Annotated in this window: 13 protein-coding genes and 1 pseudogene; 1 reads left to right on the top strand and 13 read right to left on the bottom strand. The window is 57.1% G+C overall.

Annotated elements, in window-relative coordinates; genetic code table 11:
- Position 1 precedes the first annotated feature (1 nt).
- Positions 2-226, top strand: a pseudogene (locus EI969_RS30475) (LysR family transcriptional regulator); the annotation flags it as partial.
- A 17-nt stretch (positions 227-243) separates the two neighbouring features.
- Here the strand turns inward: EI969_RS30475 and EI969_RS07085 are convergent.
- The 13 genes from EI969_RS07085 to EI969_RS07025 all read right to left on the bottom strand — a co-directional run bounded on the left by EI969_RS07085 (position 244) and on the right by EI969_RS07025 (position 14,600).
- On the bottom strand, positions 244-1,614 hold the full coding sequence (locus tag EI969_RS07085; RefSeq protein WP_160386812.1) for an LLM class flavin-dependent oxidoreductase: 1,371 nt from the start codon (positions 1,612-1,614) through the stop codon (positions 244-246).
- A gap of 34 nt (positions 1,615-1,648) precedes the next feature.
- Positions 1,649-2,494: an amino acid ABC transporter permease gene (locus EI969_RS07080; protein ID WP_160386811.1), complete on the bottom strand. Its 846-nt coding sequence runs from the start codon at positions 2,492-2,494 to the stop codon at positions 1,649-1,651.
- The gene (locus tag EI969_RS07075) at positions 2,491-3,312 is read right to left on the bottom strand and encodes an ABC transporter substrate-binding protein (protein WP_160386810.1); all 822 of its coding nucleotides are present in this window, start codon (positions 3,310-3,312) and stop codon (positions 2,491-2,493) included. Before EI969_RS07075 ends, EI969_RS07080 begins: the two co-directional genes overlap by 4 nt.
- Before the next feature lie 218 nt (positions 3,313-3,530).
- Positions 3,531-4,949: an aldehyde dehydrogenase family protein gene (locus EI969_RS07070; protein ID WP_160386809.1), complete on the bottom strand. Its 1,419-nt coding sequence runs from the start codon at positions 4,947-4,949 to the stop codon at positions 3,531-3,533.
- Between the two features lie 12 nt (positions 4,950-4,961).
- On the bottom strand, positions 4,962-6,002 hold the full coding sequence (locus EI969_RS07065) for a homoserine dehydrogenase (protein ID WP_160386808.1): 1,041 nt from the start codon (positions 6,000-6,002) through the stop codon (positions 4,962-4,964).
- A 114-nt stretch (positions 6,003-6,116) separates the two neighbouring features.
- Positions 6,117-6,554, bottom strand: a complete 438-nt coding sequence (locus EI969_RS07060) for an Lrp/AsnC family transcriptional regulator (protein WP_030130664.1) — start codon at positions 6,552-6,554, stop codon at positions 6,117-6,119.
- Positions 6,551-7,939 (bottom strand): threonine synthase, encoded by a 1,389-nt coding sequence (gene thrC, locus EI969_RS07055; protein WP_160386987.1) that lies wholly within the window; start codon positions 7,937-7,939, stop codon positions 6,551-6,553. The genes EI969_RS07060 and thrC overlap by 4 nt, the downstream gene beginning before the upstream one ends.
- Before the next feature lie 18 nt (positions 7,940-7,957).
- Positions 7,958-8,848, bottom strand: coding sequence for a LysR substrate-binding domain-containing protein (locus EI969_RS07050; RefSeq protein WP_160386807.1), 891 nt, complete (start codon positions 8,846-8,848; stop codon positions 7,958-7,960).
- 51 nt (positions 8,849-8,899) lie between these two features.
- Positions 8,900-10,333, bottom strand: coding sequence for an amino acid permease (locus tag EI969_RS07045; protein WP_160386806.1), 1,434 nt, complete (start codon positions 10,331-10,333; stop codon positions 8,900-8,902).
- A gap of 136 nt (positions 10,334-10,469) precedes the next feature.
- Positions 10,470-11,738, bottom strand: coding sequence for a cystathionine gamma-synthase family protein (locus EI969_RS07040; RefSeq protein WP_160386805.1), 1,269 nt, complete (start codon positions 11,736-11,738; stop codon positions 10,470-10,472).
- Positions 11,739-12,004: 266 nt separating this feature from the next.
- Positions 12,005-12,388 (bottom strand): VOC family protein, encoded by a 384-nt coding sequence (locus tag EI969_RS07035; RefSeq protein WP_160386804.1) that lies wholly within the window; start codon positions 12,386-12,388, stop codon positions 12,005-12,007.
- 20 nt (positions 12,389-12,408) lie between these two features.
- Positions 12,409-13,521, bottom strand: a complete 1,113-nt coding sequence (locus EI969_RS07030; RefSeq protein WP_160386803.1) for an S-(hydroxymethyl)glutathione dehydrogenase/class III alcohol dehydrogenase — start codon at positions 13,519-13,521, stop codon at positions 12,409-12,411.
- A gap of 110 nt (positions 13,522-13,631) precedes the next feature.
- The gene (locus EI969_RS07025) at positions 13,632-14,600 is read right to left on the bottom strand and encodes an ABC transporter substrate-binding protein (protein WP_160386802.1); all 969 of its coding nucleotides are present in this window, start codon (positions 14,598-14,600) and stop codon (positions 13,632-13,634) included.
- Positions 14,601-14,659: the final 59 nt, after the last annotated feature.

Genomic DNA, 14,659 nt, shown 5'->3' with positions numbered 1-14,659 from the left:
CGTTGCTGCTGTACGCCTGCACTCAGATAGCATGGCTGTTTGTGAGCAGATGCTGATTCACGGCCAGGTTCAATTTCTGCGTTGCCATCGCCATCCCGACGTCCCGCCTTTGCTGGTCCCAGATCAATTCATTGGAAAGAAGGATGGATAGGATGTGCTCGTGCCTTTGGCAAGTGCCTCTGCCAATTTTGGTACCTCACCTAAAAGCCTGACGGAACAGGCACATCCACTCTAAAAACCTGCTTAAAAGCGGAACGAGGCGCCATAAGCAGAATCCGGTAAATGGTCAGCGCCATCGCCCCGTAACCGCGAACGGAAAGTACCGCTCTGTGGCTGGGTGCGATACAAACCACGCTTTTGCAGTTCAGGAATGACCAGTTCAACAAAGTCTTCGAGGCTGCCCGGGCTGATCAGCGGGTTGAGCATGTAGCCGCTGGTGCCGGAGATCCGTGCATGCTCCTCGATGCGATCGGCCACCTGCTGCGGCGTTCCCACCAGAATCAGGTCACTGCCCCGGGTGACGTTGGCGAAGCGCTGTTTGACATCGCCGGCGGTCAAGGGCTTGCCACTGCCATCAGGGCGCATCACGTAGGACGTCATGCCTTCAGTGTGAGTCGACAACGCGTCGCTGTCCGCGTAGCGGCTGATATCGATACCGGTGTCGCCGGCATAACTCACCAGTTGCGCTTGCAAGTGATAGTTGCTTTGCAGTTCGTCATATTTGCGCTGGGCTTCGATCTCGGTCCTGGCCGTGACGATGCGCAGTACGGTCAGTGATTTGACATCCCCGGCTTGACGCCCGCGTGCCCTGGCCTGTGTCCATATATCTTCCAAGCCCTGGCGAATCTCCAGCGGGTTGGACTTGGCGATGAAAATCAGTTCGGCGTGCTTGGCCGCAAACTCACGACCACGGCCTGACCAACCGGCCTGGATCAGCAACGGTGTGCGTTGCGGAGATGGGGACGTCAAATGCGGCCCGGCCACCCGGTAATGCTCGCCAACATGATTGATCGGTCGCACGCGATCGCCCTTGGCATAGACCTGGCGAGACTTGTCGGCCACCACGGCATCGTTTGCCCAGCTGCCTTCCCAGAGTTTGTAAACCACATCGAGAAACTCCTCGGCGCGTTCATAACGATCATCGTGCTTGATCATCTGCTCCAGGCCGAAGTTGCGAGCGGCGCTGTTCAGGTAGGAAGTGACGATGTTCCAGCCGACCCGGCCATTGGTCAGGTGATCCAGCGTGCTGAAGCGCCGGGCATGGGTGAAAGGATGCTCGTAGCTGGTGGTGACAGTCACGCCGAACGCGAGGTTTTCCGTCACGGCGGCCAATGCCGGGATGATCATCAACGGATCGTTGGCCGGCGCTTCCACCGCCCACTTCATGGCCGCGTCGGCATTGCCGCCAAACACATCGTAGAAACCCAGCACGTCACCAAAAAACAGCATGTCGAGATGAGCCTGGTCGGCAATGCGTGCCAGGTTCGACCAGTAGCCCAGCGAGTTGATGGTCAGTCGCTCGTCAGCCGGGTGCGTCCAGAGGCTCGGCGCGCCGCCACAGCCAACACTGGCTTGCTCGTATAACGCAAACAACAGAGGTTTTGGATCGGACATCGTAGTACCTGTAAAAAGTCATTAAACGGGCGGATCAGCGCTGATGCTTGAAACCTTTGCCGTAGTGGCGTTCAAGACGGTTCTGTATCAACTCCAGTCCAATGGACAGGAGCCAATAGATCACGGCTGCCGTGGTGAGCATTTCGATGTAGCGATAGGACGAACGACCGTACGACTGCGCCAGGAACATCACTTCCCAGACGCCCATCACCGATATCAACGAGGAGTCCTTGAGCATTGAAATGAACTGACTGGTTGTCGGGGGAATGATCGTGCGCATGGCTTGCGGCAGGACGATGTGCAGGAACGTTGCCACCGGCCCCAGCCCCAGGGCCATCGCCGCTTCGCGCTGTCCGGGTGCTACAGCCATGATGCCGGCACGAAAAATCTCGCTGAGGTAGGCACCGTAATTGAGCGAGAGCGCAATGATCCCTGCGCTGATGGCGCCAGGAACCACACCCAACTGCGGCAGCCCCAGGTAGATCAGCAGGATCTGGATCAGCAGCGGAGTACCGCGAAAAAAAGACGCATAGAAACTGGCAATGCCGAAAGCCACTGCACTGCGGGACAGGCGCGCCAGCGCCGTCACGAAGCCCAGGAGCAACGAAAGCCAGATCGAGCAGAAGCACAGGAACAGCGTCAGCGCGGCACCTTGCAAAAAACCGTCAGGCCCCAAATGCAGGCCCATCAGGTTGGGCAACTTCTGCACAATGATCGAGAACTTCAGATCGAAGCTCATGAAAAACATGACGCACAGGCCGAACAGCACTGTCCAGGTCAAATACAGGCGAGTGCGAAAACCAGGTAGCGGGCTGAAACGACGCGTCTCGGTGTCGGGGGCGAGAGCCGCCTTGGCCGGGTGTGGATTGAGGGCTGTCATTGGCTGATATCGGCACCGATCCACTTCTGTGAAATCTTGCTTAATGTGCCGTCGGCCTTGAGCTGGGTGACGACCTCAGTGACTTTGGCATTCCATTGCGGATCGCCCTTTTCGATCGCTACCACGTTGGGCTCTGCATACAGCGTGTCGCCAGCAATTTTGAAACGCGGATCCTGGGCGATGCGTTCACGAGCGGTGATGAGGTTGGTGACCATGGCATCCAGACGCACGCCAGTGCCCAAGGCCAGATCCTGGAAAGCTACCGTTTCGTTGTCGTATGGCGCGACCTGGACGCTTTCGAATGGATAGCTCAACGGCTTGTCCTCGGCGCCCTCGATCACCAGATCCTTGTTCAGATAGGCTTCATAGGTCGACGCACTGATCACACCGACTTTTTTACCCGAAAGATCCTTGCCCGTGACAATGCCCTTGTCTTTGGCATTCACCACGATCACGGCCGGTGACTGGTAATACTCAACCGGGAAGTCGAACACTTCGGCCCGCGCCTTGCTCGGGGTCATGGAGCAAACGCAGATGTCATATCGTCCGTTCCAGTGTCCGGCTGCGATGACATCCCAGGACGGTGTCTGCAACTTCAGCTTCACCCCTAGCCGTTGCGCAACGGCCTTGGCAACATCGACGTCAAACCCGTCCAGTTGGTTCTGTTCATTGAGAAAGGAGAATGGCGGATAGCTTTCCATCAGCACGCCGGTCAGCTCCCCGCTGCTGGTTACACGATCCAGAGTGGCGCCCGCGAAAGCCGTCGAGCAGGTAGCCAGCAGTGCCAGGCCAAAAGGTAAAAGCGCCTTAGTTTTCAAAGACAAGTGCTCCAATCAATTCAGAATATCTGCATAGATTAAAACGCACTATAAAATAGTTATGTACTTGTTTTATGGAATAAGCGCCTATGCTCAGGCTATATTGGACATAGCGATAGCGGGGGTACGCAAACGCAGAAATCATAACTACAGGGGGCATCGGGCGGCAGAAACAAGCGTCCACCCGATGGGAGCCAATGGCAATTTACCCCTTGGGTTCAATCCAGCTCGCTGATGCAGACCACTTTAGGCTGCGTCATGTCCTCATACGCAAATCGAACACCCTCGCGCCCCAGGCTTCCGTACTTGAAACCACCGAAAGGCATGGCATCGAAACGATAGTCGGAAGAGTCATTGATCATCACGCCACCCGCTTCAATCTGACGCGCCAGTTTCAAAGCCTTGGAAATGTCACGTGTGAACAGACCTGCATGCAGGCTGTACTCTGTTGTGTTGGCCAGAGCGACAGCGTCTTCCAGGTGGTCAAAAGGCTCCAGGATAACCACCGGTGCGAAGACTTCCTGCTGCCAGATCGTACTGCCATGGCTCACATGCTCCAGCACGGTCGGCGCATAGCTTCCCGATTGGCGATGGTGCCCACACAGAAGCACAGCGCCCTCGGCCAGAGCCTCATTGACCAATTGCTCGGTACGACGCGCCGCCTGTTCCGTAATCATCGGACCTACATCCGTTGCTCGCTGGTCAGGATCGCCCACTACCAATTCGCGCGTTTGACTGACAAAACGCTCACGGAAGTCCTCGTAAATTGAACGATGGACAAGGATGCGCTGCGTGCCGATGCAATTCTGCCCTGCTGCCCAAAAAGCACCAGACACACAGGACTCGACTGTCGGTTCGATATCACAATCTTCAAGCACGAGAACCGGGGCATTTCCTCCCAGATCCATTGCCAGCTTCTTCAACCCGGCACTACGAGCGATGGCCTCTCCCGTGGCAAAACCACCGGTAAAGGAAATCATCCGAACTTCGCGTACCTCCACCAAGGCTTTACCCAGGTCGACGCCCCCCGTAGCCGGGGTAATCACAGAGGGTGGAAGACCCGCTTTGACCAAGCACTCAACGAGCTTGAGAGCAGACAGTGGCGCAAGTTCCGAGGGTTTCAAAATCACGGCATTGCCACCGGCGATTGCCGGGCCGAGTTTATGGGCGACCAGATTCAGCGGATCGTTGTAGGGCGTGATTGCGACGATAAGCCCCAAGGGTTCCCGCGTGAACCAGCCTTGGCGCGACTCCGATCCTTCATAAGCCCCAAATGGAATCACTTCCCCGGCGTTGCGACGCGCCTCTTCTGCCGAAAGCTTCAACGTGTTCACGCAACGCTTCACTTCCTTCTCTGCTTGTCGCAGCGTTTTTCCCGCTTCGGCAACGATCAGCCTGGCAAATGCTTCAGACTCAAGCTCCACATACCGGGCGGCGTCCTCAAGAATGCGCGCACGCAGGTGACGAGGCATTGCCGCACTCTCGCGCACGCCGATTCGTGCGCGTTCCAGCAGGCCAGGAACGGCGGCTGCATCGAGGCAAGGGACGCTCCCTACCAAGCGACCATCGAATGGACTGAACACATCAATCTGTTTGGTTTCAACAAGCTGGATACTGGCCATGCTGGATACGCTCATGACTATCTCCTGTTATTTGCCGTGGGCGGTGTGGATGGCGACGATGTCCGACAGCAATGCGAAGGCTGTCTCGATACGCCCTGCCCCAGGCCCGGATACCGTGACGGCGCCGAGCAGTTCGGTATTGAATGACACGGCATTCGTGGCGCCGGCAATACCTGCCAGAGGATGGGCATTGGGCAGCAGACGGGCCTCGACACTCGCTCGAACCGAGCCATCGGCTTCACGATTGGCTGAGCCAATCAATTTCCAGCTCGCGCCATTGGCGCTTGCTTCAGCGATATCTTCTGGACTGATGCCGCTGATACCCGAACATGCCACATCACTGACACTCAATCGCGCATCGAGCAGTTCGTTGGCAAGAATCACGACCTTGAGGCGCACATCAAACCCTTCCACATCGGCGGTCGGATCTGCCTCGGCATAACCGAGTTGTTGCGCTTGCGTGACTGCATCGTTGAACGTCATGCCGTCTTTCATTTGGGTGAGCACGTAGTTCGAAGTGCCGTTGAGGATGCCTTCGAAGCCTTGTACGTTGACACCTGCCAAGGCCTGCCGGGCCAGACGAATCACCGGGGTGCCACTCATCACCGCCCCCTCGTATTCGAAAGCCACCTGGTTGCGCCGGGCCAATGCCTTGAGTTCGGCACCGTGCAGCGCAATAGGTCCCTTGTTGGTGGTTACTACATGAATGCCACTTTCCAGGGCCCAGCGGCAAAAAGTAGTGGCGGGCTCGCCATCCACCGGGTTGGTGAAAGTGGCCTCAGCGATGATGTCTGCACCGCAATGCTTGATCACGGTTTCGTTGAAGGCCTCGGCATTGCCGCCGGGCAGTTGAGCGAATGCGCCTTTCTCAACCGGCAGCGCAACCAGCTGCTTTGCATCCAGACCGTCTTTGGCAACGATGGAGCCGAGGAACAGATCGGTGACACCGACAATCTTGACCGTGAAGCCCAGGGACTCTTTCCACTCGGCATTACGATCGGCGACCAATTGGGCGAAGCCACGGTTCACGCCACCAAACCCTACCAAGGCAATTTTGTACTCAGTCATGAACGCTGTTCCTTTATTGATGTTGTTCGACAGGAACATCCTAAGAGCCGGGCTTTGGCAGTTGAATATGGCAGTCTGCTGTATTAGTTGGGCGTTTTGCCCAAGCACGATGTTTCAGAACACCGCCGAAAGGACGAACGATGTCACGGTGTTTTCCACCCCTGGCATGGCCGCGATTTCCTTCCACACGAGATGGACGCGTTCAGGCGTGGCGGCATTCACGCGCAGCATCAAGTCGAACTCGCCACTGAGTACTTCACACTGCACGACTTCGGGAATGGAGCGCAGCGCAGCCAGTACTTCCTCGCCACGCATGCGGTCGTAGCGGTAGACGAAGATCACCGCGCTGATAAGCGACGTCGGCCGCCGCGACTCACCGAGCAGTACCGTATAGCCCTGGATCGCACCGTCGCGCTCAAGACGCTCGATGCGTTGGCGCACTGCATTGCGCGACAAGTTGATCTTGGCGCCCAGTTCGATGTGGGCTATGCGCGCATTGGCGGTAAGCTCGGCCAGAATGCGTTCGTCCAGCGGATCCAGAATGCGCTTCATGCAAACCTCTGTTGTGCCAGACGAAGAGCCTGGCACAGCCCCTCCAGATCGCCCTTGGCCAGGTAAGGCGGTTGCGCGAGCACCTCGACAGTGCTCGCGACGCTTGCTTGCCAGACACCCAGTTCGGCCAACAGCGCCGCCGACTTGACCGGCGCAATTTGCCCGAAGGTGACCATTGGCGCCCCCAGGCTGCGCCGATGAAGCCGGCCGGCGAGTACACCGACAGCGGTGTGAGGATCGATGGCCGAGCCTGTCTCCCGGAACAGCCCGACCACCTCATCGCGCACCTGGGATTCGTCTACCGCATAGGAGTCGAAGAGTACTCGGGCACGCAGCCATTGCTGATTGCCGATGCTCATTTCTCCGCAACTTTCAAAATGCTCCATCAGCGCTTTTGTTGAGCCGCCATCGTGCTCGTAAATCTCCCAGACAAACCGCTCCAGGTTGGAAAACAACGAGAAGTCCATCGCCGGCGATACGGTTCGACTCGTCATCCGGGTGGAGTAGCGATTGCAATGAAAAAACTGGTGCAGGGCATCATTGCTGTTGGTGGAAATGATCACCTGATTGATGGGTAATCCCATCTTTTGCGCAATATAACCAGCGTAGATTTCGGCCGAGCTGGCAGCGGGAACGCTAAAGCCAACGGGACGCGAGCCACCGCCCAGTTGCAACGCAGCGTGGAAGTAGAAAACGATCTGCGCCAGAACGCCGATCCAGTTGGTCGAGTTGAAACAGACCGGTAACACTCCGTCCAACGGCCACTCACGCAAGAGTCGGGCGACCAGCGTCTGGCAATCATCGAAATTGCCGTCAACTGCAAACAGCTGAACCCGCTGCGGGTCGGCTGCCTGCAAGGCACTGAGTTGCTCAGGCGCGAGCCCGTCGCGCGGATACAGTATCGCCATGCGGGTGGCCGGGCTGTCAGCAAAGGCTTCAAGCGCGGCGAGGCCGGTATCACCGTTGGTTGCACCGACCACCAACGCTTCCTTACCGACCTCCTTCAGAAAATGCTCGACCAGGCGCGACTGCAATTGCGCGGCGAAATCCTTGGAAGAACCGGTCGGACCATGAAACAGCTGGAGTATCCACTCGTTATGCCCGATCTGTTCAAGCGGCGTGATCGCACGGTGCTTGAACTGCTGATAGCTGTCACTGAGCAAACCACGCAGGGTGCTTTCGTCTATGGAAGAACCAACGAAAGGCGAGATTATCCGCCATACCAGTTCATCAAACGGCAGCCATGACCAACTGGTGATTTGTTGCTCGGTGAATACCGGCAAACGGGTCGGGACATACAGACCACCCTTTTCGGCGAGCCCCGACAGCACCACACTGCGAAAATCCGCCCGCATGTCACCGCCGCGCGTGCTTACATAATCCATGGCCCCTCCCAATCGGTATTACAAAAGGCGATGGGCTTGAGCCACCAGCCAGGTAGAAAAATTTGCGGCATCCGGCGATAGCGCTTCGGTCTGTTCGTGCACCAGATAAAAAGACTCGCTGGCCTCGATTCGGTGACTGAATGGCGCAACCAATTGCCCACTCTTGAGCAAGTCCTCGACCACGGAAGAGCGTGCCAGCGCAACGCCCTGCCCCAACTCGGCCATGCGGATCGTGGAAATCAGCGTGTCAAACTGAAGGCCACGGGAATAGTCGACGTCGCCGGCTCCCACTCGCTTCAACCAGTAACCCCAACCTTCTTCGTACCCCAACACATGAAGCAGGGAATGGTTCATCAAGTCGCGAGGCTCATGGATGGGTGAGCTGGCCATGAGCGTTGGGGAGCAAACAGGCAGGAGGATGTCCCAGGTCAATCGTTGAGCGTGCAAGCCCGACCACTCACCACATCCCCAGCGAATCTCCAGGTCATCCTCGCCGTCCGGTTCTTTCACCCAAATGTTGCTGATGTATCGAATATCAATCTGCGGATACTCCCGACAGAAATCCGCGAGCCGGGGGGCCAACCAATAGTGAAGAAAGGACAGGCTGCCACGCACCTTCAAATGTCTTCGATTGTGCTGGCCGAAAATCTCGTTTGTACCGACTGCAAGGCGACTGATCGCGTCTTGTACGACAGGCAGGTACGACTGCCCTTCCTCGGTCAAGCCAAGCCCTCGGGGCAAGCGCTTGAACAGCGCCACACCGAGGTGACCTTCCAACTGACGGATCTGCTGACTCACAGCCCCTTGAGTCAAATGGAGCTCCTCGGCCGCGTGGGTAAAGTTCAAATAACGCGCCGATACTTCGAATGCCCTCAACCAGTTCAAGGGTGGTAGTGACTTTTGACTCATCGGCGCAACCTCATCAGGACTTTATCTATGCTCAATCATTGCCTGAGAAATTCACGCGGGGCTAGAGGAATGAGCCGCTGCGGCTAAAGCCAACCGCTCTGCCCTCTTGTTTCGAGTGATCCAGTAAACGAAATAACACCACGCGATAAAGGGCAGGCCGAAGTAAAGCGCCACTCGCTGCTCAGGATCAAAAGCGATACCCACACAGGCCAGCAGACAACACAAAATCGCACCGATAGGCACCCACGGGTAGCCGCGTACACGGAAATGCAGGTCTTCAACGCGTCCGCCATTGGCGACGTATTGACGACGGAACGCGATCTGGCTTGCAGCAATGCTCATCCACACGACGACGACCGCCAGACCGGAAATGGACACCAGGGCCAGGTAAACCGTATCAGGGGCGAACACACTGCTGAGCAGAGAAGCCACGGCACCGGCCATACTGAGAACGATGGCGTTCACCGGAGTGCCACGACTGGAGAGCCTGGCGTAGCGTTTAGGCATGTGTCCTTGATCGCTCAATGTCCACAGCATGCGCGATGCTGCATACAGCCCCGAGTTGGCAGCGGAAATCAGTGCCGTAAGAATGACGAAGTTCATGATGTCGGCAGAGTATGGGATGCCGATCAGCTCGAACACCATGACGAACGGACTTTCTACCAGCCCCGCCTGTTCTCGTGGCAGTAACGTCGCAAGGACGAAAATAGTCCCCACGAAGAACAGCGCCAAACGTACCACTGTCGTGCGGATTGCCTTGGGTACGCTGGTTTGTGGATCTTGCGCTTCACCTGCCGCAATCCCGATCAGCTCGGTTCCGGAAAATGCGAAGGAAACCGCCAGGAGGGTCATTGCAATGGGTAAGAACCCGGTGGGGAAGAGCCCCTCACGGGTGAAGTTGGAAAGTCCCGCTCCCTGCAAGTTCTGTACTTGCAAAAGACCGAAAATTGCCGCTCCGCCGATCGCAATAAAGGTGATAACGGTCAGAACCTTGATCAGCGATAGCCAGAACTCAGTCTCCGCAAACAACCGGACAGAGACAACATTGCTCAAGAACACTGCAATGGCAAACAGCGCACTCCAAATCCACACCGGTGTATCAGGAAACCACCGAACCATCAGAATGCCCGCAGCGGTAAACTCTGAACCGATAGCGACTGCCCACGTGAGCCAGTAAAGCCAGGCCACTGTATAGCCTGTGCCTGGGCCCAGGTATCGCGTTGCGTAGCTACTGAAAGATCCGGTTTCCGGCATCTGTACAGCCAACTCACCGAGACAGACCATGACCAGATACACCATCACTGCACCGATGATGTAGGCGATCACTGCGCCGAGTGGCCCTGCCTGATTAACCGTGTAACCGGAGGTCAGGAATAACCCCGTACCGATCACACCGCCCAACGCCAACATAACGATGTGACGGGTTTGCATTTCCTTTTTGAAATGCGAGTTTGGATCTGGCTGTTTATCTATCTGTGTGGACATAGTGGTAGTCTCATGAAATGTTCGGACAAACGCCTTGTAACTGGCTGTTGGGCAGTACAATTTTGCTGTCGCTGGATTTTATTATTTTCATTCTTCATGAAGGGCTTAAGATGAATGTCGAAAGTCCTGCTCCTATTCAGGCTCCTGCCTCAATTAAACGTCGGGCACTGTCGGCGTGAAGGTTTGCATCACCTTGTGTACTTCGCACTAAGGCGAAGGCTTGTTTTAGATCCGCCAATAAATCTGCTGATTCTTCAATACCTACGGACACTCGAACCAAACCTTCGGAAATGCCAAGTGCCTGACGTTCTTCCAGGGTGTTTTCCACGTGGCTGGTTGTCCGTGCGGGCCCATAGATGGTCTCGACTGCGCCCAGATTACCCGCCCGATGCGCATATCTGAGCAGCGGGAGCAAACGAGTCACAGTGTCCATGCCGCCTTTGAGCACGAAGCTGACGATGGCGCCGAATCCGTTCATTTGCGAACGGGCGATGTCATGACCTGGATGTTGAGGCAATCCCGGATAGTTCACCGATTCGACCAGCGACTCGGTACAGAGGTACTCGGCCAACAGTTGTGCGCTCGTCTGTTGCTGGCGAAGACGCAGCGCCAGGGTCTTGATGCCGCGGATGATCAGATACGCCGAAAAAGGATCCAGCGAGGCCCCATTGATCTCGCGGTAATGGCGAACTTGCACCATCAAATGCTCCGCGCCGCACACCACGCCGCCGAGTACATCGCCATGACCGGACAGGAATTTGGTCGCGCTGTGCACAACCACATCAACGCCTAAAGCGAGCGGATTCTGATTCAGCGGCGTCGCGAATGTGTTGTCTGCAACAACCAAAGCACCCACTCGCTTCGCCGCTGCCACAAGGCGCCGAATATCAACGATTTTCAGCGTTGGATTCGTGGGTGTTTCCAGGTACAGGACGTTGCAGCCTTTCGCGATCTCCTGCTCAAGTTCCACGGTGTCGAGCGTATCGCAAAGGGTGACTTGCACACCCATGCGTGGAAGAAACTCCTCGAATATCTTGTTCGTTCCACCGTAGCTGTCACGTGTAGATATCACACGCTGCCCATGGGAAAGGAAGGTGTGCAGTACACCGCTGATCGCAGCCATTCCGGTACTGAAAGCTACAGCTGACTCTGCGTTTTCGAGCTCACAGAGTTTATCTTCCAGGACAGAGACAGTGGGGTTGCTCATCCGGCTGTAAATGAAGCCGGGTTCCTTTCCCAATGCCACGTCGTACCACTTATCGATGTCGTCATAGCCATAGGCGGCACTGACCACGATGGGGGGCTGGGTCGCATTGTAGGGATGTTGAACTTGCTCTCCGCCCCATACGACTCGAGTCCCGATCCCGACCTCCGACGCCTGGACGGCACGTTTCCTGTTTTCCATAAAAGTCTCTCGCATCAAGGGAAACACAACCGTGTTCCAAGTGGGCTTGGGAGGACTATAAGGAAGGCTCATGATTGTGAAAAATCATGATATCCGGGAGTAAGGGGTGCTTTTTTTAATGGCTGGAAGCGGATGGCAGGGAATCAGCGTCGCTTTCTGAAAGTGGCGGGGATCGAACCCGCCAGGATTATGGCAGGTTCGATGAAACGCTCGCGGGAGTCATGCCGGGGCCCGCTCAAAGGAGGAATGCGAAGCCCCGATAGGGCTTAGTCTGCCTTGAAGCAGTACGCGGCCAGCTTGTTGCCGTCCAGATCCCGGGCATAGGCGGCATAGGCATTGGGTGCCCAGCCCCGTGGCCCGGGTGCGCCTTCGTCGGTGCCACCGCTGGCCAGGGCGGCCGCATGGAAGGCATCGATAGCAGCGCGATCCGGTGCTTCAAAGCTGACAGTGACACCGTTGCCGACGCTGGCAGGCGCGCCGTTTGCCGGCTTCAAAACGAAGAAAGACGGCGCGTTTTCGCCCCAGATGGAACCATTGTCCTCCAGGTCGGCGATGCGTTTCTGGCCGAGTGCGCCGAGTACGTTGTCGTAAAAACCTCGGGCTTTTTGCAGGTCGTTGGTACCGACGGTGACATGGGTGAAGATGCTCATTTTGATGCTCTCTTTGTTGTTCAAAAATGGATAACTGTGCGAATGCTCTTGCCTTCCTGCATCAATTCGAAGGCCTTGTTGATGTCTTCAAGCCCCATGGTGTGGGTGATGAAGGTATTCAGCGGGATGTCGCCGGCCTGAGCCTTCTCGACATAGCTCGGCAACTCCGAGCGACCTTTGACGCCGCCGAAGGCGGAGCCGCGCCAGACGCGACCGGTCACCAACTGGAACGGTCGGGTACTGATTTCCTGGCCCGCGCCGGCGACACCGATGATTACCGACTCGCCCCAGCCTTTGTGGCAGCATTCCAGAGCCGCGCGCATGAGTTGGACGTTGCCAATGCATTCAAAGGAGTAGTCGACACCGCCTTCTGTCATCTCGACGATCACGTCCTGGACGGGTCGGTCGTAATCCCTGGGGTTGACGAAGTCGGTAGCGCCCAGTTGCCTGGCGATGTCGAACTTGGCCGGGTTGATATCGATCGCGATGATCCGGCCAGCCTTGGCCATGGTGGCGCCGATAATGGCTGCCAGGCCGATGCCGCCCAGGCCGAAGATCGCCACGCTGGCGCCCTCTTCCACTTTGGCCGTGTTGAGCACCGCGCCAATCCCGGTGGTCACTCCACAACCGAGCAGGCAAACCTGCTCCAGTGGCGCATCCCGGGGAATCCTGGCCAGGGCGATTTCCGGCAGCACGGTGTATTCCGAGAACGTGGAAGTGCCCATGTAGTGAAAGATCGGCTGCCCCTCATAAGAGAAGCGGCTGGTGCCATCCGGCATCAGGCCTTTGCCTTGGGTGGCACGGATCTTCTGGCAAAGATTGGTTTTACCGGACCTGCAGAATTTGCATTCGCCACATTCCGGGGTGTACAGCGGGATCACATGGTCGCCCACCGCCAGTGACGTCACGCCCGCGCCAACCGCTTCGACGATACCGCCGCCTTCGTGGCCAAGGATGACCGGGAAGATCCCTTCGGGATCGGCGCCAGACAAGGTAAATGCATCGGTATGGCAGACACCGGTCGCGATGATGCGCACCAGCACTTCGCCGGCTTGCGGCGGCGCCACATCGATTTCGACGATTTGCAGAGGCTGGTTCGCCGCGAAGGCGACAGCCGCTCGTGATTTGATCATGTTCATGATTCCCGGACGCAAAGAGGCGCCACTTCTTGTGTAGAAGCAGTCAAGAGATTGAGTTCAGAGGGGCGTTGCAGAGTGCGGGCGTCCTTGCCCTGGAGGCTCGGTTAAAGCGCTGCCTCGATCTTTTTGGCGGCGGTTTCGTCGACCCAGGCATGCCAGACTTCCGGGTGTTCCTTGAGGAACATCCTGGCCAGCTTCGGTGACTCGATACGTTCGCGGGTCATTCTCGCCAGGTTCTGATTCAGCAGATCGATGGGGATATTGACCTTTTCCAGGACCGCGACCAGTTCGGGCGCCTGTTCATGAAAGGCCTTGGAGAGCCCGACCATGGTAACGACGTCTTTGTTGGCCCCGGTCTTTTCTTCCAGTCTGATCGCATCGATCTGCCCCATCAGCGGAGTCGGTGACCAGTAGTAGAACAGTACCGGCTCGCCGCGCTTATAGCTGGACAGGACCGCCGCGTCCAACGCAGCGCCGGTGCCCGGGCGGAAGTTGGTGAAGGTATTTTCAAGACCGTATTCCTTGAGCATCTCGGTATTGTCCTGCTCACAAATCCAGCCCGCGGGACAGTTATAGAACCGGCCCTTGGACGGCTCTTCTGCATCGTGAAAAACACTGGCGTACTTGCTCAGGTCGGCGACTGTCTTGAGGTCGGGTGCTGGCGCCGGTCGATTGCGTTTGGCGTCCCCCTCGACGACGTAACGCGGGACGTACCAGCCCTGGGTCGCACCGATGATCGGCGCACCAACGCCGATGACCTTGCCGGCTGCCGCCGCCTTCTTCCAGACCTCGCTGCGCTCCATCCATTCTTCGCCAAACACCTGGATGTCGTTGGCGGCCAGGGCGGTCTCGAGAATGATGGTGTTACCCACCAATTGATCGGTCGCACAGCCATAACCATCCTTGAGCACGATCATCATGATGTCGGAGAGGAGCATCCCGCTCTCCCAGTTCAGGCCGGCAAACTTCACCGGCTTGCCCGACTCACACCAGCCTGCCGCCTGGCTTGACGCGCTACCGGCGAGCAAGCCAAGAGTGAGCAACGAGGCCAGCAACTTCTTCCTGCTTTTCATGATCAGACGCTCCGAATCATTATTATTGGGGGCAGCGAACTGTTGTGTGCGACACAGGA

The organism is Pseudomonas sp. PB101 (assembly GCF_009764265.1).
Taxonomy (GTDB): Bacteria; Pseudomonadota; Gammaproteobacteria; order Pseudomonadales; family Pseudomonadaceae; genus Aquipseudomonas.
Note: the sequence above shows the minus strand (reverse complement) of the source record. Positions and strands in the feature narration are given on the sequence as shown.